This is a genomic window from Corynebacterium hindlerae (assembly GCF_014117265.1).
Classification (GTDB): Bacteria; Actinomycetota; Actinomycetes; order Mycobacteriales; family Mycobacteriaceae; genus Corynebacterium; species Corynebacterium hindlerae.
Genome location: NZ_CP059833.1, coordinates 804520 through 825640 on the forward strand (window position 1 = coordinate 804520; position 21121 = coordinate 825640).

The window sequence follows — 21121 nt, forward strand, 5'->3', positions numbered from 1 at the left end:
CTGCTAACCTGAGATTCCCTTCAGTCGCCTGCCAAGCTGGCGAGTGATTTCCCGTTCTTCAGTACGTCGTTTGATGTCCTCACGCTTGTCGTAATCTTGTTTACCTTGCGCGAGGCCCAATTCGACTTTGAGCTTTCCTTCTTTGAAGTACAGGGACAGCGGCACGATGGTTTTGTTTCCGTCACGCACCTTACCCATGAGGCCGTCGATTTCACGGCGGTGCATGAGCAGCTTCCGCGTGCGTTTCGGCGAGTGGTTGGTCCAGTGGCCTCGGGAATATTCTGGGATATGGAGACCGCGGAGCCATATTTCCCCATCGTCGATGGTGGCGAAGGCGTCGACAAGCGATGCTTTGCCTTCGCGCAGCGACTTCACCTCAGTGCCAACGAGCACGATGCCTGCTTCGAAGGTCTCGAGGATTTTGTAATCGTGGCGCGCCTTCCGGTTCGTCGCGATCACCGGATTGCTGACAGCCTTCTTCTTTTTAGCCATAACGCATAAGAGCCTACCGGCAAGCGGTAGGCTCCAGGAAATTCTTTTACTTCCTCACATACATTCGCAACGTCAGTTGTGCAGTGATCACGGCGAACAGTAAACCAATCACGGCTACGACGGGCGCGACCAACCAGATATCGTTCGTGGTCACGGGCGCGATCAACTGGGCGTCGTAAATGCTAGCGAGCGCCTTGTCCAGCACAAACCGCTTGCCGAGTAGCAATCCTGCCACCGACGCGCACGCGCCAATGAAGGTGGCCATGACGGCCTCCAGGACGAATGGGGCTTGGGTGAACCAGCGGGACGCACCGACCATGCGCATAATTGTCATTTCTTCCCGACGGCTGAACGCCGCGATCTGCACCATGTTCGCGATCAGGAAGATCGCAGCCACCGCCTGGATTGCGGCCACCAGGAACGTCGCATTGCGGATCGCGTTGAGGTTGTCGGTGGCACCGCGCAGATCATCAATCTGATCCAGCACACCATCGACCTGCGGCAGGTCCCGGACCTGATCGATCGCCTCGTTCTCTAGCGGATCCTTGAGACGGACGTGCAGCGCAGCTGGCAGCGCATCCGGAGAGGTCTCTTGGACCAGCAGGGGATCCGTGTCCTGGAACAGCTTCACAAAGCGGTCATAGGATTCTTGCCGGTTTCGGAAGGTCACAGACTCAACACCCTCATGGGTTTCCAGCTTCTGCTTCACTTCCTTACATTCAGGGGTGGAGCAGTCCTTGTCTCCCGCGGAGATCTTCTCATCAAATTGGACGATGACCTCCACCCGGTCCAGATAGATGTCCTTGGTGCGCTCAGTCATCCCAGTGACCAGGAAACCCGTGGCCAGCAGCGCCAGGGAGATCGCCGTGGTGATGATCAGCGCGATGGTCATGGTCAGGTTGCGGCCGAGGCCTTGGAATGCCTCACGAAACACGATTCCGAGTCGCATATTAACGCCCCTCCCCGTACACGCCGTGTGCTTCGTCGCGCACCAGCTTGCCCATGTGCAGCTCGATCACGCGTCGGCGCATGTTGTTCACAGCCTGCGCATTGTGCGTAGACATCACCACTGTGGTGCCGAGCTTATTAATGCGGTTGAGCAGCACCATAATGTCCTGGGAGGTATCGGGGTCCAGGTTTCCGGTGGGCTCGTCGGCGAGCAGCACCAGCGGCCGGTTTACGAAGGCGCGGGCGATGGCGACACGCTGCTGCTCGCCACCGGATAGTTCGTTTGGCATTCGGTTGGCCTTGGCATCCAGGCCGACCATTTCCAGGGTGTCCATCACCGACTTCTCGATCGTCCGCTTCGGTCGACCAATCACCTCGAGGGCAAACGCCACGTTCTGGTAGACGTTCTTCTTCGGCAACAGCCGGAAGTCCTGGAACACGTAGCCGATATGCTGGCGGAGTTTGTTCACCTGCCCGCCACGCAACTTGTTCACGTGGTAATCCGACACGTAGACATCACCTGACGTCGGCGTCTCTTCTTTCAGCATGAGCTGCAGGAACGTAGACTTACCAGATCCGGAGGGGCCGATAAGAAAGACGAACTCGCCCTTATCGATCTCCAAGGAAATGTTGTCCAGCGCCGGCCGCGTAGATGTCTTATAGGACTTTGTCACTCGGTCGAATTTAATCACACAGGTAACAGTAGTTGACTTTTTCCCCTTTGGAAACTCTTAGTTTTGCTTTTGCAGCTTAACGACGCCACACCTCTAGCGAAAACCGCGATTAAGCTTCAGCCTGTTCCATCCGCCAGCGGATCCCAGCCTCCAAGAAATCATCGATTTCACCATCGAGGACCTTGGACGGATCATTCACCTCGTACCCCATCCGCAGATCCTTGACCATCTGGTACGGGTGCAGGACGTAGGAACGCATCTGGTTACCCCAAGAGGCGTTACCGCCAGCGCCAAGCGCATCCAATTCCGCGCGCTCTTCCTGACGCTTACGCTCCAAAAGTTTTGCCTGGAGCACCCGCAGCGCGGAGGCCTTGTTCTGGATCTGAGACTTCTCGTTTTGGCAGGTCACCACGATCCCGGTTGGCAGGTGCGTAATACGCACCGCGGAGTCGGTGGTGTTCACGGACTGGCCACCAGGCCCGGAGGAACGGTACACATCGACGCGAATATCGGAATCTGGAATGTCAATATGGTCTGTCTGTTCCACCACCGGCAACACCTCAACCTCAGCGAAGGAGGTCTGGCGGCGCCCCTGATTGTCAAACGGAGAAATACGGACCAGGCGGTGCGCGCCCTGCTCGACGGAAAGGGTGCCATACATATACTCGCCGTGCACCACGAAAGTAGCGGACTTAATCCCGGCTTCTTCAGCGTAGGAAATATCGTAAATGTCTACCTTGTGGTCATTCTTCTCCGCCCAACGCACATACATGCGCATGAGCATTTCTGCCCAGTCCGCGGCGTCAACGCCGCCTGCACCGGAGCGAATGTTGATCACAGCTTCACGGGAGTCATACTCGCCGGACAGCATGGTTTTTACTTCCAACGATTCTATTTCGGCCCGGACTTCGGCCAATTCGTCGTCGGCAAGCTCAGTGCCCTCCCCTTCTGCTTCGGTGAGCTCATACATCACCGGCAGATCCTCCAGACGCTGACGCAGCGACGTCACTTTCCGCAACGACGCCTGCGTGGCCGACAGCTGCGACGTCACCTGCTGCGCATAATCCGGATCATCCCACAAGGCAGGATCAGAGGCCTTTGCCTCCAGCTCACGCACCCGATCCGCCATCTCCTGCGGATCCATCACCTTTTCAATCGTGGTGAGCGTGGCATCGAGGCGAGCAAGTTCAGCAGAAATCTCCGGGCGCATAGCCACCCATATTACTGCAGGGCCTGCCGACGCAAGACAGCAGCCCGGATCCCTAAGACAACCGCCAACAGCAACGCCACCGTTGTCGCTCCGATGATGAACAAGAAAACACCAACCCCCGATTGCCCTGTCTCATCCCACGAATACAACCACATGGTGTCTGCCCAGATAAAACCACAAAACGTGGCCCAAAACGCCAGCAGAACGCCGGAATGAAAATGCTTCACGTAGCAGGCAAGCAGCAAGAACACTGCCACGCTCAGAACCGGCGGCACGATGAATACCGCGTTTCTTCCCACCAAAGCAACAGGTGGAAGGGTTCCCACCGCTACAGTAGCTGCCCCTGCGAGCAGTCCCAGAATGGCAACCGCAGCTGACCCCAACGGCTTCGGACGTGGCGTCAGCGTCGAGTCCAGGGCACGCAGCACCACGAAGGCAAGCACAACGACCAGCGTCGAGGGCCACCCAAAGAAGCCGGTAAACCGCAACGCTGGCCAGGCATTACTAATAGCCATGATGAAGAACCTCCCATTACCGTTCCAATTGAGATTACCGAGCAACACAATTGGCACAATAGGAACCATGACTTCGATTACCCCTGACATGCTCGACGCCCTGATTAAAACCTTCGTGATCGCCCACGACCAAGATTCCGACGAACACCTCGCCCAGGCGCTCGTGTTCAACGCAGGTCGGCTGGCCTGGCGCATGCGCGAGGCCGGTGTTTCCACCGAACAGAAAACTAATGTGTCGGACGTGGTGACCGAGGCAGACAAAGCGGCAGAACGGTTCGTATCTGGGGTGCTCGAAGCATTGCGCCCTGAGGACGGGATCCTTGGTGAGGAAGGCGCCAACAAACCAGGTAACTCGGGTCGCACCTGGGTCATCGACCCCGTGGATGGCACCTACAATTTTGTCTCCGGCTCGGATTATTGGTGCTCCGCGCTCGCCCTCGTGACCGGCAATCCAGACGATCCGACGGAGATCCACTTCGGCGCGGTGCACCGCCCCGCGATGGGATACACCTGGTTCGGCGGGCTCAATATTGCGACGACGCGCGACGGGAAGGGCGTCGAAAAGCTGCAGGATGCCCCACTGTCCCAACAGGGCTTGGGCACCTACCTGCACCCGACCTACTTGACGCAGGAGCCGGTGCGCCAGGCGTGGCAGGCAGTGGCGTCGCAGGTGGCGAGCCTTAGGATGCTGGGTGCCGGCTCCGTCGATCTTGGCGGGGTCGCCGACGGAACTCTGGGGCTGTGGCTGCAGCACTCAGTGGCGTCGTGGGATTGGTTGCCGGGCCGCGCGCTCGTCGAAGGTGCCGGCGGTAAAGCAGTGAAAGTTGAGGCCGGCGGGGTTACCTGGTGTGTGGCGGGGAACACCCAAGCTGTCGATGAAGCCCTCGCTCTGTTCTAAGCTAGTTGCATGTATGCAGAAGACTTAGCCCTTGCGCTTGAGCTCGCCGAGATCGCCGATACGATCACCCTGGAGCGCTTCGAAGCCGCCGACCTCAACGTCTCCGCTAAACCCGACCTGACCCCTGTGTCCGACGCTGACCTTGCTGTCGAGGAGGCCATCCGGGAGCGGCTCGCTGCCGACCGCCCGGCCGACGCCATCCTGGGTGAGGAATTCGGTGGCGAGGCTACCTTTGAAGGCCGCCAATGGATCATCGACCCCATCGACGGCACCAAAAACTTCGTCCGCGGCGTCCCCGTGTGGGCCACGCTCATCGCCTTGCTTGTCGACGGCCAACCCGTCGTCGGGGTCATCTCTGCACCGGCCCTCGCCCGCCGCTGGTGGGCAGGAAAAGACTCCGGGGCCTGGCGCGCCTTCAACGGCGGGTCACCCAAGAAACTCAGTGTCTCAGGCGTATCTAACATCTCTGACGCATCGGTGTCTTTCTCCAGCTTGGACGGTTGGCGCGACCGTTCCCTGCTGGACGGCTTCCAGCGCCTTTCCGACGACACCTGGCGCCTCCGCGGTTTCGGCGACTTCTTCTCCTACTGCCTCGTCGCAGAAGGCGCGGTAGACATCGCGGCCGAACCAGAGGTATCCCTGTGGGACCTGGCTCCCCTGGCGATCCTGGTCACCGAGGCTGGGGGCCGATTCACCTCACTGGCTGGTCACGACGGCCCACACGGGGGCGACGCCATCGCCACCAACGGGCTACTTCACGACGCCGCCCGCACCTACCTCAGCTAGACGGTTAGGCTGTTAAGCCAGCCGGAAGCCGGCACCGGTTCCGCCCTGCGCCTCCAAGAAACCCAGGATGTGGTCGATCGGGGTGGAAATGGTCGGCATGTGCAGCGGCCCCTGCCACGGGGTGTTGCAGGAGGACATCGGCACCACCGGGTTGCCTCCCGACACCACACCGATCAGCCGATCTCCGGCAAACATTGGTGCGCCGGAATCGCCTTGCATGGCGCACACCTGCGAGTTGTAGGTGTCCCAGGCAACCCCGCAGGTGTAGCCCGTCGCGACACCCTTCTTGCACAACTGCTGACCCAGGGCAGCCTGCCCACCGACTGCGTTCAGCGTTACGCCGTTGTAGCCCCGGGATACCTCCGTGTCAGGGGCGAACTGAACAATCGCAACGTCAAGCTCTGGGATGACCTGCACGATGTGGCCACGGACACCAGCGTTAGGCGCGTCAGCCGAGTACACCGGGGAGCCGACACTACCGCAGTGACCTGCAGTAATTCCGACCTTGTTGCCGTGTTGGTCAAAACCCGCTACCGCCAGGGTGCACATCTTATCCGTGCCGATGAACAGCGGCGTGGAAGGACCAAACACCGCCACCTGGCCCCCTTGTGCTTCCGGAGCAATGTCCGGGGCGTTAAACCAGCTGCCAGGCACGCGGTGCAACACTGGGCCCAGGTGCTGCGCCATAACCTGCGCCTGGACATCATTGCGCCACTGGTAATTCGCACCGTTGACCAAACCGTCAAAGGTGGCAGGCGCCGCATCATACGCAGCCGCTGGCTGTGCCCCTACCATCAAAGCAAGAGTGGCAACTGCTGATCCCACTAGGGCACGGAACGGGCGCTTTAACGACATTTCTCACAAACTTTCAAAAACTGGGTACTCGGGACTTCTGACACTAAAAGAGGTCAAACTATTCCCCGCAATACTGGCACGGCTTCCTGTGAAAAACTCGTCAGACACCCCCAAATGGGAAAGGATGTTCAAAATGGGATCACGAGTGGTCGAATATCTGATAGCGATTCGTAGGGGGCTGACAAATCCCTACGCTTTTGCTCTTGGCTGACCTGGTGTTTTAGAACGCGAAGGCGTAGTTTTTTGTATCCCCCAACGAATCGCTATCAAGCCCCACAACACAAAAATCCCGCCACGAGTGGTAGCGGGATTTCGGAGTGGAGTTTTATTCGATTTCGAGCAGCGCCTGGCCACCCTGGACTGGGTCTCCTGGGGCAACATGAAGGTGGGTTACCGTGCCGGCGTTCGGCGCGGTAATTTCAGTTTCCATCTTCATAGCTTCCAGGATCAGCAGTGCCTGGCCTTCTTCAATCTGGTCTCCTTCCGCGACGAGTACCTTGAATACGGAACCCGCGAGCGGTGCAACAACCGCGTTAAGCGAAGCGCCAGAGACCTTTGCGTTGGATGGTTCCAGGTTCTTTGGCGAGCCGCCGAACACGATGGAGCCAAGTTGGCGCTGTTCCTCCTCTACCTCAACATCGACGCTGTAGGCGATACCGTTGACGGTCACTTTGAGTTTCATGGTTTTCCTTTAACACCTATCAGAACTTCGGATGGCGGGATTGGACTGCTTGGCGGCCCTGCGCGGCCCACGTGCGGTGACGCGAGAATTTCACTGCTTTCTCGCGACCGCGGTTGCCGAGGTAGGCGGAGACTGCTGCGCTGATAGCCATCAGAACGTCCTCCGGGATTTCAGCATCGGAGCGTCGCTTCAACTCGGCGAGTTCCGACTCCACGGATTCCAAGCGGCTGGCCAGCGAGGCAACCAGGTCCTGGAGCTCCTTGTTGGATAGTTCAGACATTACGCATCATCCTTAGGCGGGGCCGAGGCCGTGCTTCTTGGCTGGGCGGAAGACACGCTTGTTAGCGAGGACTTCCAGGGCCATGGCAATTTCGGAGCGGGTGTTGGCTGGGTCGATGATGTCGTCGACAAGCCCGCGCGAGGCGGCCATGAACGGCGTGGAGAACGTGTCCTTGTACAGCTGGACCAGTTCAGCGCGCTTGGTTTCTGGGTCCTCGGCGTTCTCGATCTCCTTGCGGAACACCACGTTCACAGCACCATCAGCACCCATGACGGCGATCTCGGCGGTCGGCCAAGCAAAGACCCGGTCAGCCCCGAGATCCTTGGAGCACATCGCCAGGTGCGCGCCACCGTACGACTTACGCAGCACGACGGTGATCTTTGGCACCGTTGCCGAGGAGTAGGCGTAGAGCATCTTCGCACCGTGGCGGATGATACCCCCGTGCTCCTGAGCGACGCCCGGCATGAAGCCCGGCACGTCCACCAGGGTGACCAGCGGAATATTGAAGGCGTTGCAGAAGCGGATGAAACTCGAAGCCTTGTCGGAGGAGTCGATGTCCAGCACGCCGGACATGACGTTCGGCTGGTTCGCGACGATACCCACGGTACGGCCCACCACGCGACCGAAACCGACCACGATGTTCTGTGCGAAGCCTGCCTGGGATTCAAGGAAGTCGCCGCGGTCTACGATGCGGGTGATCACTTCGCGGACGTCGTAGCCCTTCTTGCCCTCAACGGGAACGATGTCACGCATGGACTCGTCGGGTTCCACGATGTAATCCGGGTCCACCACTGGTGGTTCCTCGGTGTTGTTCTGTGGCAGGAAGCTCAGGAGCTTCTGCGCGATCAGAACGGCCTGCTCGTCGTCATCCGCGATGAAGTGGATGTTGCCGGCCTTGGACATGTGTGCGTCCGGGCCACCGAGCTGTTCTGAGGTCACGACTTCGCCGGTCACGGACTTGATCACGCCAGGGCCGGTGATGAACATGTTGGCTTTGCGGGTCTGGATGATGAAGTCTGTCAGCGCTGGTGAGTAGGCAGCACCGCCAGCACACGGGCCTGCGATAATGGACACCTGTGGCACCAGGCCAGAAAGCAACACGTTTTGGTAGAACACCTTGCCGTATCCGGAGAGCGAGTCGATGCCCTCCTGGACGCGGGCGCCACCGGAGTCGTTGATGAAGATGAACGGAGTACCGGTGGTCGCGGATGCTTCCATCATGGCGGCGACCTTGTTGGACTGGGTCTCGCCAGCAGAGCCACCCATCACAGTGAAGTCTTGCGAAGCGACATGGACGGGGCGACCAAAGACAGCACCCACGCCCGTAACGACGCCGTCGGCTGGGGCCTCAGCCTTGTCCATACCGAACTCGGTGGTGCGGTGCTTGGCAAACATCCCGGTTTCGCGGAAGGTGTCGTCGTCGATAAGCAGCTCGATGCGTTCGCGGGCGGTGAGCTTGCCGCGCTCGTGCTGCTTCTCCAGCTTCGCCTCGCCACCACCGAGGGCAACCTTGGCGCGTGCTTCCTCGAGCTTCTCGAGGCGTTCCTGCATAGAAGGTTCGTGAATAGTCATTGTACGATTTGTCCCTATCTTAGGCTGGCTCGACCTTGACGGTCTGGCTGCGGCCACCGACGGTGACCTTGTACTGGATTGGCTCGCGGATAGCGTTAGCTGCGCCGGAGGCTTGGGCCTTTTCCTTCTCAAGCTGCTCGGCGGTCTTGCCCACGTTCTTCGGGCCGTCTGGGCGGGTCTTGAAAAAGCCCGGCGCCACACCTGGGAACAGTGCGTTGGTGAGAACGTCCTCGTCGGTGCCGTCGAAGCCCTCCAGGGCCTGGGCTTCCCCAACCAGCTTGTCCCACTCTGGTTCCAGCAGATCGGCCGGGCGGACGGAGATAGGCTCCTTCTTCGTCTGTTCGGCGGCCTGCTTGATCAGCTCTGGGTCGCGCTCGCCGATGCACTCGCCGTAGTAGCCGAGCATTAGGTCCGCGAATTCCGCGGTCATAACCTTGTAGCGTCCCATCAGCACGTTGAACACCGCCTGGGTACCAACGATCTGAGAGGACGGGGTCACCAGTGGCGGGTAACCGGCATCCTTACGGACGCGTGGCACTTCCTGCATCACTTCATCGATACGATCGCCAGCGCCCTGCGCGCGCAGCTGGGATTCCATATTCGAGAGCATGCCGCCTGGGATCTGGGACAGGAAGATGTTCGTGTCCACCAGGGTCTTGGATTCAAATTCCTTGTACTTCGGGCGAACTGCCTTGAAGTGATCGCGGATCTTGATCAGCTTGTCCATGTCCAGGTCGGTGTCGTACTCGGTGCCTTCAAGCATTTCCACCAGGGCCTCGGTGGGGTTGTGTCCCGGGCCGAGGGACATGGAGGAAATTGCGGTGTCGACAACGTCAGCGCCGGCCTCGATGGCCTTCATCAGCGTCACCAGGGTCACGCCGGTGGTGGAGTGGCAGTGGACGTTCACCTGGGTATCTTCGCCGTAGGTTTCCTTGATGCCCTTGACGATGTCATACGCAGGCTGCGGCTTGAGCAGCGCAGCCATATCCTTCAGCGCGATGGAGGACGCGCCCATGTCCAGGAGGCGACCGGCCTGCTCAATGTATCCTTCCACCGTGTGCAGCGGGGAGACGGTGTAGCAGATTGTGCCCTGTGCATGCTTGCCGACGCGGGTGACCGCGTTCATGGCTCGCTCCAGGTTGCGTGGGTCATTGAGGGCGTCGAAAACGCGGAACACGTCCATGCCGTTTTCGGCGGACTTCTCTACGAATTTGTCCACCACCATGTCTTCGTAGTGGCGGTAGCCGAGGAGGTTCTGGCCACGCAGCAGCATCTGCAGGCGGGAGTTGGGCATCAGTTTGCGGAAGGTGCGCAGGCGCTCCCAGGGGTCTTCGTTCAGGAAGCGGATGCAGGAGTCGAAGGTCGCGCCGCCCCAGCACTCGACGGACCAGAAACCAGCTTGATCAATTTCTTCGCAGATTCCGACCATGTCTTCCATGGCCATGCGGGTGGCCATGAGGCTTTGGTGAGCATCGCGGAGGGCAACCTCAGTAACACCAATTTTTCGTGGGCTCATGCACTCAAGGTTAGGTCAGCTTGGAGTTTCGCGCACTGGCTGTAAGGCAGTTGCGCAACCCAACGTTGGCTTTTCGGACAGCCTCATCTCACGTGAGCTGCGGTTTTGCTAACAATTTCACATGGCGGGCGTCACAGTGAAATTGCCCATACTTGCACGAATTTCTTTGTTTGGTGTCTGCTTATGTTGTTTTTCGTGCTTGGTTTACTAACCACCGCGGGTCAGCTTGAGTAATACCGGGCCCCGCGCACCCGTGGAACCACTACAGCCTGAGTTGTGAGAACAGGAACCACAGCCGGAGGTGGGACAAGAGCTTAGGCTTTCTCGCACTAATTCGCCGGTGTGTCCCATATACACCATGACAAGCTCGACCGTGCTGCGAGATAGTCCGCTGTGGCGCGCGATGTCAGCCACGGTGCCACAGCCAGCGCTAATCGCGGCGCGTACCAGTTCGGTGGGGGTCATAGGAACACCTTGAGGATCTGGAATGCCACGACCGCGAGGATCCACGAACCGGCGAATTGCACGGCGAAGCCGAAGAGGGTCCACTTGGCCCCAATTTCCCGGCGTTGCGCCGCAATAGTCGCCGCGCACGGGGTGTAGGAGAGCATGAAGATTATGAAGGCCCACACCGCCGCCAACGCGTGACCGCCAGAAGTGTCCTCAAAATCTTGGCGAATGTTCTTGGACAGAGCAGATTCTGCTTGTTCTTCGGGCGCTGCGTCGGTGACATCCTCCACGGCGTAGACATGTGCCCAGGTCGAAATAACCGCTTCCTTAGCCACAAATCCGGTGATGAGAGGCCCGGTCAGGCTCCACGAACCGAAACCAGCTGGTTGGAACACCGGAGAGATTGTTTCGGAGACAACACCAAAGGCGGAATCCTGCGGTGGTACATCGGTAATATCATGATCACCGCGAACCGGGATAGCCATGAGCAGCCACACCACCACAACGGTCGTGACGATGATGCCACCAGCGGTTTCCAGGAAGCCACGCAGTCGCTGCCAGGTGACGGAGCCCGCCATGCGGGCTGTCGGTAACTGATAGGTTGGCAGATCAATGACCAAGGCCTCGCTGGGCATAGCGCGCCACAATGTCGAGCGCAGCAGCAGGCCCGTCACCACGATCAACACGATCGATAGCACGTACATCGCAAACACTGCGCTACCGGCATGGTCTGGGAAGAAGATCGTCGCCAGCATGAGGAACACGATCAACCGCGCCGAGCATGAGGTGAACGGAATGAGCAACGACGTGAGGATGCGGTGGCGGGGGCTACCCAGCACGCGAGTTGCGGAGATCACGGGCACGTTGCAGCCAAAGCCGACCACGATCGGAATAAATGCTTTGCCAGGCAGGCCAATAGACTGCATCACCCGGTCTGTCACCACGGCCGCGCGGGCCATGTAACCGGAATCTTCCAGGACCGCCAGGCAAAGGAACATGAGCGCAAGCAGCGGCGCAAACGTTAGTACCATGCCGACGCTACCAATGAGGCCGTCGACAAGCAGGCCGGTCACCAACGGGTGATCCCACCCTGCCGCGGCGAGTCCGTCGGAGACTACCCCGCCGAACCAGCCGTTGATCAGCGATTCCAGACCGTCTTGCAGCGGCGCAGCCACAGTGATGGTGATCTTGAAAACCAGCCACATCACGCCGAGGAAGATCAGGGGACCGAGGAAGGGGCGGAGCACAACGCGGTCAATGCGCTGCGTCCAGGTTTCCCGCTCTTCGCCCTCCACGACGGCTGCCTTAACGGCATCGTCAAGGTCAGCAAAGCGCTTCTCGACGCCATCCCCCACGCGCACCTGCACCTTCGGGCGGCCTAGTTGCGCGAGCACAACCTGCTCCAGGTCTGCCAGCCCCTCAAACTTTCGACCGTTCACTACCACGGCTGGAATACCAGTGACCTCAGCGAGGCGCTGGACGTCGACGGAGATGCCCTGCGCTTGGGCCAGATCCATCTTGGTCACAGCGAGGACAATGCGATAGGGGTGCTCGGCAAGCTGAAAAGCGAGATTGAGTCCGCGTGCGGGAGCCGTAGCGTCAACCACAACTACCGCCAGGTCGGGGCGTTCGTCCTCGGCACGCTCGATGAGCATGTCCCGGGTGAGCTCTTCATCTGGGCTGAGCGGGTCCAAGGAATAGGTTCCGGGGAAGTCGATGACATCCAACGCCATGCCATCCTGGGTTTTCCACACACCTCGGCTCACCTCAACGGAGGTCCCCGGCCAGTTGCCGGTCTTTACTTTCGCACCGGTGAGCGTGTTAAAGGTGGTGGACTTTCCTGAGTTAGGCGCGCCAATGAGCGCCACGATTGGCGACCCCTTCGGGGCTACCACGGTGGATGCTGCAGCCTGGCAGCTAGGAATGTTGGCAGGCTTGCCGCTCACAGCGTGACGTCGAGGTGACGGAGGGTGACGCGATCGATGGCGTATCGCGCTGTTCCAACGGTAACGATGCGTCCGCCACCAGCAACTTTTTGGCCAAGCTTAACGCTCATGCCAGGACGGATTCCGAGTTCTTCGAGTCGCATCGCCAGCGCCGGATCACGCTCGATCGCTCGTTCAAGGCAGCACTCTGGGAGGCTAGCGCAGCAGCCGACTGGTGCTTGGTCCGCAGAGATGCAGTCTTTACGTTCGCACTGCACTCTGCTCTTGAGCTTGAACATGGTCATTACCGTTACTGCTGTACTTCCCCGGGAGAGTTTCTTAGGTCCCCCTACCCTCATCTTGGTAAGCCTTACCTTAAACTGTAAGCGGGGGAAGACAATGAGTAAGGCGCTAAAAATCCCCTTATAGCCCCTGTTCTTCAGGACCGGCTCGCGCTATCCCAACATCCGGGCCCGGAACACTCGGGGTGCTTCCCCAAATTCAGCCTTGAACACTCGAGAAAAGTGCGAGGGCTCATGAAAGCCATACTGACTACTAATGTGATGAATCGATTCTGTCGCGTGGGCAGGGTCAGCGAGGTCATTTTTCACCCGCTCCAGCCGCCGGCCCCGAATATATGCCGCGACCGTGACCCCTTGAGTAGCAAACTGCGCATGCAGGTGTCGCACGCTCACGAACAGCGCAGCTGCAATCATGCCCGGCGAAAGGTCTGCATCATGGAGATTCTGCTCAATAAAAGCTGTCGCTTGCCTAAAGAGGAGATTGGCAGTTCCAGATTCCAGCTCAGCAGCATATTCCGAAGAAAACACGGAGATCAACATGTTCAACGCCGACCGCACTAAAGCTTCAGCATGTTCCCCGTCGAGCACATCAATATTGGTGGCTAGCTGCTCGAACATCGGGATGGCCACCCTCCCCAGTCCCGAGCAGCGAGAAATAGGAGAGGCGGTGAGTGCTTCAATCTGGTTGGGCGTGAAATTCAAATAGCGCTGCGGAAAATACACCACCAGCGTGTGCTGGGGTTGCTCGTACACCAACTCATAAGGCCGCTGGGTAACGTACAGAGCCAGGTCCCCCGGATGCAGGACGCAGGTTCGCCCGTCCTGCGTCATCGCAGAGGAGCCTTCAAGTTGCAAGCTGAGCTTACAGAACGGCTCACGGTCCATACCGATGGATTCGCTTGTCCTGCGAACAGTATGGGGCGACGTGATCATGTCAAAGAGGGCAATCTCCCCTAAGGTTGCCGCCGACATGCGCGCCGAGAACGCTCCGCCAGGGGCGCTCCTGATATCCATCTTTCCAAAGTGCGAGGTCACCGCACTGCGCCACTGGGCGAGGGTAAATTCTTCCGACATTGGTGGTGTCATGCCCACCATCTTAAAGTGACGCAGCGCACATTTAAAGCCAAATTGCGTGCACTGAAAGTCAACTCCTATCGCTGTGATCGGGGCAACATTGGGGAACGTTCTGTCGTTTGTCCCCCCAAAGGAGGCACTCATGTCTGACTTTTCAGCGCTGCTCGAGTCCGTCGTCACCAGCGAAGGCCAGGAAATCTTCAACCCAGCTACCGGAGAATCCCTCGGTTGTTGCCCAGTAGGCACTCCCGCTGATGTCGATGCCGCAGTCGCACGCGCCCGCGCTGCCGCTCCGGGCTTGGCCCAACTCAGCCATGAAGAGCGCAGCGAACTGCTCATGCGCGCCGCTGATGCCATCGAGGCAAAGGCCGAAGCCCTCGCGGAACTGCTCTCCCGGGAACAGGGCAAACCCCTCAATGGCCCGAACGCCCGCTTTGAAGTCGGTGCCTGTGCCGGGTGGCTGCGCGCCACCGCGTCCTTCGATTCGCCGGACTATGTCGCAGTTGACGCCGATGTCACCGCGACCGTGACCTACAAACCACTCGGTGTGGTCGGGGCGATCGGCCCATGGAACTGGCCCATGATGATTACCATCTGGCAAATTGCTCCGGCAGTTCGTATGGGCAACACGGTCGTCGTTAAGCCGTCGGAATACACCCCGCTGTCTGTGCTCGCTCTGGTGAAAACCATCAACGAAGTCCTCCCTCAGGACGTCGTGCAGGTAGTCACGGGCGGTGGTGACGTTGGAGCTGCCCTCTCGACGCACGCTGGCATTGACAAGCTCATGTTTACCGGCTCTACCGCCACCGGCAAGAAGATCGTCTCTGCATCTGCGGAAGGCCTCACGCCACTCACGCTGGAGCTCGGCGGCAACGACGCCGGCATCGTCCTCGACGACGCCGACCCAGCAGCCATCGCCGGCGACCTCTTCTGGGGCGCCTTCATTAACACCGGCCAGACCTGCGCAGCGATGAAGCGCCTTTACGTTCCAGCCTCGCTTTACGACGCCGTATGCGACGCACTCCTCGCCGTAGCCGAAGCCTCCCCCATGGGTGTCGGACTCGACGAAAACAACGTCCTCGGCCCGCTGCAGAACAAGGCCCAGTTCGACATCGTCGACGGCTTGGTGAAAGAAGCCGTCGCCTCAGGTGCGCGCGTCCTGACCGGAGCCAACCCTGATTACGAGGCACCCGGCTACTTCTACCCCACCACCCTCATCGCAGACATTGACCCAGAGAATCCATTGGTCACCGAGGAGCAGTTCGGCCCGGCGCTGCCGATCATCAAGTACACCGATCTGGATTGGGCCATCGAACAGGCCAACTCTCTGGATGTGGGACTGGGGTCGTCCGTGTGGTCATCAGATCGTGACCGCGCCCTGGGAGTAGCAAGCCGACTGGAAGCGGGTACTACCTGGATCAACTCTCATGGCGCAGTGGATCCTCGGGTGCCGTTCGGTGGCATCAAATCCTCCGGTTACGGCGTCGAATTCGGCACCGAAGGCCTCAAGGGTCTGGCTTATCCACACATCATCAACGGCTAAGGAGGGATCTTGACCATTACTGCTCCAGATAAAGAATTCCTGCACCAGGATGACGGTCTGCATCGCGGAATGAAGTCCCGCCATCTGCAGATGATCTCGTTCGGCTCCGCCATTGGCACTGGCCTCTTCCTCGGTTCTGGTGCATCAATCCAGCAAGCTGGCCCGAGCGTGGTGTTGGCTTTCGCCATCGGCGGATTCATCATCTACTTGATCATGCGCATGCTGGGCGAAATGGCCGTTGAGCACCCCGTATCGGGTTCTTTCAGCGCATATGCACGCCATTACATTGGCCCCCGCGCAGGGTTTATCACCGGCTGGAACTGGTGGTTCACCACCATCGTGGTGGGGATGCTGGAACTGACGGCAGCGGGTACCATCATGGACTTTTGGTTCCCAGAACTACCGCACTGGGTGACAGCGCTGGTGACCCTGCTGGTGGTTACCGCTATTAATTTGGTGCATGTGGGGGCGTTCGCCGAGGCTGAGTTCTGGCTATCCTTCATCAAGGTCGCAGCTCTTATCCTCATGATTGTGGTCGGGGCTGCAATCGTATTGGGCCTGACTCCAGAACCTGCCCTGGGTATGAAAAACATCACCGAAAATGGCGGTATTTTCCCTAACGGTGCGGTTGGAGTCCTGTTCTCGTTAGTCGCTGTGATTTTCGCCTTCGGTGGCATCGAGTCCATCGGCACCGCGGCGGGCGAAACCCAAGACCCAGCAAAGACTTTGCCCAACGCCATCAACTCCGTCATCTGGCGTATTTTGATTTTCTACATCGGTGGCATGTCAATCATCGTCCTGCTGGCGCCGTGGAATCAGTTGGATACCGCCACCTCACCATTCGTGCGTGCACTAACCACAATCGGTATCTCCGGTGCAGCTACCGGGCTCAACCTCATCGTGCTAGTCGCCGCGCTGTCTGTGTTTAACACCATGACGTTCTCCGGCACCCGTATGCTTCGGGACCTGTCGCTCGGTGGCCAAGCACCACCGTTCTTCTCGGCAACTACCAAGAAGGGCGTGCCGCTGCGGGCCTTGTTGTTTAATGCCGGACTGATGGGCACCGCCGTGCTGCTCAACTACCTGTTCGAAGGCAAACTGCTCATGGTCTTCATCGCCATCATCGTGGGCGCTGAACTAATTTCCTGGTCGGCCATCGCCATCGCACACTGGAAATTCCGTAAGGAATACGCCATTAAAGGTAAGTCCTCCGCGTACCGCGCTCCCTTGTTCCCCATCGCAAACATGCTGTGCCTGGCGTTCTTCGCCATGATTGTCGTGTTGATGGCTTTCCTCCCCGACTATCGGATGGGTGTCGTCGCACTTCCACTCTGGATTTTGCTCCTCGGTGTGATCTGGGCGGGTAAACAAGCACACGAAAAGCGCCAAACGACTAACTAGAAAAGGACACTGATTCTTCATGCAGACCACCGTGGGTGAATTCATCCTCGATCGACTCAAAGCTATTGGCATTTCCGAGATCATCGGCGTGCCAGGCGACTTCAACCTCAGCTTCCTCGAGCAGGTAAAGGAAACCCCTGGTATCCGATTTGTTGGTAGCTGTAACGAGCTCAACGCGGCTTACGCAGCTGATGGCTATGCTCGCCAGCGTGGTGTTGGCTGTCTGCTCACTACCTATGGTGTGGGCGAGTTGTCCGCGCTCAACGGAATTGCTGGTGCCCGAGCTGAGCATGTACCCGTGGTGTCTCTTGCAGGTGCGCCGCCGTTGTATGCCACCGAGTATCGGTGGGCGATGCACCATTCTCTAGCGGATGGCGATTACGCGAACATGCTCGAAGCTATCGCACCTTTTACGGAAATCTCATGTCGTGTCACCCCAATGAACGTGGTGGAGGAGTTTGACCGGGCGCTGCACACCTGTCTGCGCGAAAAGCGGCCGGTGCACATTCAGATCCCTTCTGACATCACCCACCTCACCATTGAGGTTCCTGACCAGCCATTTTCCACGGATTTGGCCATCTCCGACAAGGAGCGCTTGGAAGCTGCCACCGCAGCTGTGCTGCGACGCTTCGAGGAAGCCACCGATCCGATCATCTTGATCGACCAGGACACCGACCGCCACGGTTTCACGGAAAAGTTCCGACGGATCATCGACAAGGCCCAGGTGCCGTACTCCCAGCTCTCCTCCGGAAAGGCCATCCTTTCCGAGCGCGACCCACTGTTCATCGGCACGTACAACGGCAACGCCTCCGCACCGGGTGTGAAGGAACGCGTGGAAAACTGCGACTTCCTGGTCACCACGAATCCACGCTTCATCGAGGTCAACTCCGGGTCCTACACCCACGAGCTCCCCGAGGAACACATCATCAACTTCGGCGATCAGCATGCCAACGTCGGCGGAGAGTTCTTCGTTGGCATTAATACGCTGGAGCTTCTCGACGCCATTGCCGACCAGATCCCGGCCGCTGAGCAATCCGCGGCCGCGCCATACGAAGAGGCAGCAGTGGACGTCGATAAGCAGGCGCCTCTCACTCATGCCCGCATGTGGCCGCAGATGGTCAGCCACATCGGGGAAGGTGACGTGGTGATCGCAGAGGCGGGCACCTCCAACATCGGCCTCGGGCCGCTCCACTTCCCCGAGGGGGTGCAGTACATTAACTCGCCGATTTGGGGCTCAATTGGTTTCACCCTGCCTGCGCTGCTCGGCTCGATGTTGGCTGCCCCGGAGCGTCGGCACGTGCTGTTTATCGGCGACGGGTCCTTCCAACTCACAGCTCAGGAGCTTTCCACTATCCTGCGAGAGGACCTCAAACCGCTCATCGTGCTGGTCAATAACAAGGGCTACACCATCGAGCGCTTCATCCTCGGTATGGAGGAGGACTACAATGACATCCAAGACTGGTCCTACAATGAACTACCTAAGGTGTTCAAGCGAGATACCACCATGCAGTCCTACAGTGCCCGCACTGAAGGGGAACTGGAGGACGCACTGAACCAGATCAAGGCATCCGATGCCGGAGCGTTCCTGGAAGTGCACCTCGATCCCTTCGACGCACCACGTGGGCTGCAGGTGTTCGGCCCGCTGACCGCCGACTTTGACTACGGCCCACGCGGCCCACGCAACCCGTAACGTAAGGAGCTGTTCATGATCCGACCTGACCTTGCCTCGCTGCCTGTCTACGTCCCAGGCAAGCGCCACCCAGGGGCAGTCAAGCTCTCTTCCAACGAAACGACGCAACCGCCGCTTGCCGACGCCGTAACCGCCATGACCACTGCCGCAGCGTCGCTCCACCGCTACCCCGATATGGGAGCGGTACAGCTGCGCACCGACCTCGCCTCGCACCTTGGCCTAACACTCGAACAGGTCGCCGTGGGGACCGGGTCCTCCGCCCTGTGCCAGCAGCTGGTCCAGATCACCTGCGGCGCCGGGGACGACGTCGTATTCCCCTGGCGTTCCTTCGAGGCATACCCACTCTTTGCCCAGGTAGTCGGCGCAAACCCAGTGGCTGTGCCACTTACCGCCGAGCAAGGCGTGGACCTGCCAGCCATGGCGGCCGCCATCACCGACCGCACTCGGCTGATCTTCGTGTGCAACCCCAACAACCCCACTGGAACAACCGTCACCACGGCAGAATTCCGTGATTTCCTCGACGCCGTCCCCTCCGACGTCATCGTGGCCCTCGACGAAGCCTACTTCGAATACAACAATGCCACCGATACGCCCGTCGCCACCGACTTCCTGGAATCACACCCCAACGTCATCGGGCTGCGCACCTTCTCCAAGGCCTACAGCCTCGCCGGCGCCCGCGTCGGCTACGCTTTCGGCGCCACGGAGATAATAGAAGCGCTCAACAAGGTTGCGATCCCCTTTTCCGTGAACGCCGTCGCCCAGGCAGGCGCCGTCGCCTCCCTCAAAGCACGCGACCAACTGGACGAACGTATCGCGCACACCGTCACCTCCCGCGAACGCATCGCCCGGGAACTCGCCCCCTACGGTGCCCTGGAATCCGAAGCCAACTTCGTATGGATCCCCGCGGCCGGGCTCGCTTCGCTTGGAACCGGGCCACTCGAACTTGCCGACAAGCTCGCCGACGCCGGCGTCCTCGTCCGTGCCTTCCCAGAAGGCATTCGCATCACGGCCACCACAGATGAAGAAACCGACGCGTTTCTCACCGCATGGAAAACCGTGATTGAATAACGCACCTCAGCTGGATACAGCCCCCTTCGAGAATTTTTCGACGGGGGCTGCTTTGGTTGTTTGTGGGTTAAGTATTTCCGCTTTCCTCGGTAACGCCTGGTCAAGGGGCATAACTATATTGCGTTGGGGCTTTGGGGTGTTGGCCCCGACATTGCTTCCCGGTGGGGTGATTTTGCTTTCTCCCCGACATTACCCTCCCGAAGTTCGGGGTCGTCGCAACGATTTTGGGGCAACCTCGGGGGCGTAATGTCGGGGTCGTGGCTCCGGCCCACCAATCTCGGGGGCGTAATGTCGGGGTCAACGCCGCCAACACACCCCCAAAAACCACAATCCCCAATCAACTATTGGGCTAGTAGCTCCCGCATGAGTGCTGCTGCTTGTGATGGTGTTTTGCCGACTTTCACCCCAGCAGCTTCAAGGGCGACTTGTTTGCCTGCGGCGGTTCCGGCGCTGCCGGAGACGATTGCTCCCGCGTGCCCCATGGTTTTTCCTTCGGGGGCGGTGAAGCCAGCGATGTAGGCGACTACTGGTTTGGTGACGTGTTCTTTGATGTAGGCTGCTGCGTGCTCTTCCGCGTCACCGCCGATTTCGCCGATCATGATGATGGCTTCGGTGTCGGGGTCGTTTTGAAACTGCTCGATGACGCCGATGTGGGTGGTGCCGATGATCGGATCTCCGCCGATACCGACGCAGGTGGAGAAGCCGATGTCGGAGAGTTCGTACATCATCTGGTAAGTGAGGGTGCCGGATTTGGATACGAGCCCGATTCGCCCTGGGTTGGGGGCGGTTTCGGCTGGGATGATGCCGGCGTTGGATTTGCCTGGGCTGATGATTCCGGGGCAGTTAGGTCCGATCAGGCGGGTGCCGGATTCTTTGGCGAGGGCGTGGAATTCGGCGGTGTCTTTGACTGGGATGCCTTCGGTGATGACGATGCACAGCGGGATTTCTGCCCGGATCGCTTCTTCCACTGCGTCTTTCGTGAAAGCGGCGGGGACGAAGATGACGGTGGTGTCTGCCCCGGTGGCGCGCATTGCTTCGCGGACGGATCCGAAGACAGGGATGGTGACGTCGTTGTCGAAGGTGACGCTGCTGCCGGCACGTTTCGGGTTCACGCCACCTACGATGTTGGAGCCGGAGTTGAGCATCCGTTGGGTATGCTTTTGACCTTCGGATCCGGTCATGCCTTGGACGATGATTTTCGAGTTTTCGTTAAGGAAGATTGCCATGTCAGTTGCCCCTT

At 59.3% G+C, this 21121-nt stretch carries 21 protein-coding genes; 6 read left to right on the plus strand and 15 right to left on the minus strand.

Annotated features, from left to right (window positions below):
- Nucleotides 1-3: 3 nt before the first annotated feature.
- The 5 genes from smpB to HW450_RS03950 all read right to left on the minus strand — a co-directional run bounded on the left by smpB (nucleotide 4) and on the right by HW450_RS03950 (nucleotide 3839).
- Complete coding sequence (gene smpB / locus HW450_RS03930) at nucleotides 4-492, minus strand: SsrA-binding protein SmpB (RefSeq protein ID WP_182386700.1); 489 nt, start codon at nucleotides 490-492, stop codon at nucleotides 4-6.
- A 46-nt stretch (nucleotides 493-538) separates the two neighbouring features.
- Nucleotides 539-1441, minus strand: a complete 903-nt coding sequence (gene ftsX / locus HW450_RS03935) for a permease-like cell division protein FtsX (RefSeq protein WP_182386701.1) — start codon at nucleotides 1439-1441, stop codon at nucleotides 539-541.
- Nucleotide 1442: 1 nt separating this feature from the next.
- Nucleotides 1443-2132 carry a cell division ATP-binding protein FtsE gene (gene ftsE, locus HW450_RS03940; protein WP_182386702.1) on the minus strand — a complete coding sequence of 230 codons (690 nt, stop codon included), beginning with the start codon at nucleotides 2130-2132 and terminating at the stop codon, nucleotides 1443-1445.
- Nucleotides 2133-2223: 91 nt separating this feature from the next.
- Nucleotides 2224-3324, minus strand: a complete 1101-nt coding sequence (gene prfB / locus HW450_RS03945) for a peptide chain release factor 2 (protein ID WP_182386703.1) — start codon at nucleotides 3322-3324, stop codon at nucleotides 2224-2226.
- Between the two features lie 11 nt (nucleotides 3325-3335).
- Entirely contained in the window at nucleotides 3336-3839 is a 504-nt protein-coding gene (locus HW450_RS03950; protein ID WP_182386704.1) for a hypothetical protein, read from the minus strand.
- 67 nt (nucleotides 3840-3906) lie between these two features.
- Between HW450_RS03950 and HW450_RS03955 the strand changes: the two genes are divergently transcribed.
- Together HW450_RS03955 and hisN are read left to right on the plus strand one after the other, a co-directional pair.
- A complete protein-coding gene (locus HW450_RS03955) occupies nucleotides 3907-4737 on the plus strand; it encodes an inositol monophosphatase family protein (RefSeq protein WP_232843324.1) in 831 nt (276 codons plus the stop codon).
- A gap of 9 nt (nucleotides 4738-4746) precedes the next feature.
- Nucleotides 4747-5523 carry a histidinol-phosphatase gene (hisN, locus tag HW450_RS03960; RefSeq protein WP_182386705.1) on the plus strand — a complete coding sequence of 259 codons (777 nt, stop codon included), beginning with the start codon at nucleotides 4747-4749 and terminating at the stop codon, nucleotides 5521-5523.
- 12 nt (nucleotides 5524-5535) lie between these two features.
- Here hisN and HW450_RS03965 read toward each other — a convergent pair whose 3' ends face one another.
- The 9 genes from HW450_RS03965 to HW450_RS04005 form a co-directional block, all read right to left on the minus strand.
- The gene (locus HW450_RS03965) at nucleotides 5536-6378 is read right to left on the minus strand and encodes a S1 family peptidase (RefSeq protein WP_232843325.1); all 843 of its coding nucleotides are present in this window, start codon (nucleotides 6376-6378) and stop codon (nucleotides 5536-5538) included.
- A gap of 325 nt (nucleotides 6379-6703) precedes the next feature.
- Entirely contained in the window at nucleotides 6704-7060 is a 357-nt protein-coding gene (locus HW450_RS03970) for a biotin/lipoyl-containing protein (protein ID WP_182386706.1), read from the minus strand.
- A 19-nt stretch (nucleotides 7061-7079) separates the two neighbouring features.
- A complete protein-coding gene (locus tag HW450_RS03975; RefSeq protein ID WP_182386707.1) occupies nucleotides 7080-7340 on the minus strand; it encodes a hypothetical protein in 261 nt (86 codons plus the stop codon).
- Nucleotides 7341-7352: 12 nt separating this feature from the next.
- Nucleotides 7353-8912 carry an acyl-CoA carboxylase subunit beta gene (locus HW450_RS03980; protein WP_182386708.1) on the minus strand — a complete coding sequence of 520 codons (1560 nt, stop codon included), beginning with the start codon at nucleotides 8910-8912 and terminating at the stop codon, nucleotides 7353-7355.
- A 19-nt stretch (nucleotides 8913-8931) separates the two neighbouring features.
- Entirely contained in the window at nucleotides 8932-10428 is a 1497-nt protein-coding gene (locus HW450_RS03985; RefSeq protein WP_182386709.1) for a methylmalonyl-CoA carboxytransferase subunit 5S, read from the minus strand.
- A gap of 207 nt (nucleotides 10429-10635) precedes the next feature.
- Nucleotides 10636-10893, minus strand: coding sequence for a helix-turn-helix domain-containing protein (locus HW450_RS03990; RefSeq protein ID WP_182386710.1), 258 nt, complete (start codon nucleotides 10891-10893; stop codon nucleotides 10636-10638).
- On the minus strand, nucleotides 10890-12824 hold the full coding sequence (gene feoB / locus HW450_RS03995) for a ferrous iron transport protein B (protein WP_232843326.1): 1935 nt from the start codon (nucleotides 12822-12824) through the stop codon (nucleotides 10890-10892). The genes HW450_RS03990 and feoB overlap by 4 nt, the downstream gene beginning before the upstream one ends.
- The gene (locus HW450_RS04000; RefSeq protein WP_182386711.1) at nucleotides 12821-13102 is read right to left on the minus strand and encodes a FeoA family protein; all 282 of its coding nucleotides are present in this window, start codon (nucleotides 13100-13102) and stop codon (nucleotides 12821-12823) included. Before HW450_RS04000 ends, feoB begins: the two co-directional genes overlap by 4 nt.
- A 156-nt stretch (nucleotides 13103-13258) precedes the next feature.
- Nucleotides 13259-14191, minus strand: coding sequence for an AraC-like ligand-binding domain-containing protein (locus tag HW450_RS04005; protein WP_182386712.1), 933 nt, complete (start codon nucleotides 14189-14191; stop codon nucleotides 13259-13261).
- A 130-nt stretch (nucleotides 14192-14321) separates the two neighbouring features.
- Between HW450_RS04005 and HW450_RS04010 the strand changes: the two genes are divergently transcribed.
- The 4 genes from HW450_RS04010 to hisC are packed head-to-tail and all read left to right on the plus strand — an operon-like array spanning nucleotide 14322 to nucleotide 19881.
- A complete protein-coding gene (locus tag HW450_RS04010; protein WP_182386713.1) occupies nucleotides 14322-15722 on the plus strand; it encodes an aldehyde dehydrogenase family protein in 1401 nt (466 codons plus the stop codon).
- A gap of 9 nt (nucleotides 15723-15731) precedes the next feature.
- Nucleotides 15732-17123 carry an amino acid permease gene (locus HW450_RS04015; RefSeq protein WP_232843327.1) on the plus strand — a complete coding sequence of 464 codons (1392 nt, stop codon included), beginning with the start codon at nucleotides 15732-15734 and terminating at the stop codon, nucleotides 17121-17123.
- Nucleotides 17124-17142: 19 nt separating this feature from the next.
- Nucleotides 17143-18813 (plus strand): alpha-keto acid decarboxylase family protein, encoded by a 1671-nt coding sequence (locus HW450_RS04020; RefSeq protein ID WP_182386714.1) that lies wholly within the window; start codon nucleotides 17143-17145, stop codon nucleotides 18811-18813.
- Nucleotides 18814-18828: 15 nt separating this feature from the next.
- The gene (gene hisC, locus HW450_RS04025; protein WP_182386715.1) at nucleotides 18829-19881 is read left to right on the plus strand and encodes a histidinol-phosphate transaminase; all 1053 of its coding nucleotides are present in this window, start codon (nucleotides 18829-18831) and stop codon (nucleotides 19879-19881) included.
- Nucleotides 19882-20222: 341 nt separating this feature from the next.
- Here the strand turns inward: hisC and sucD are convergent, their stop codons facing one another.
- Nucleotides 20223-21107 (minus strand): succinate--CoA ligase subunit alpha, encoded by an 885-nt coding sequence (gene sucD / locus HW450_RS04030; RefSeq protein WP_182386716.1) that lies wholly within the window; start codon nucleotides 21105-21107, stop codon nucleotides 20223-20225.
- Nucleotides 21108-21121: the final 14 nt, after the last annotated feature.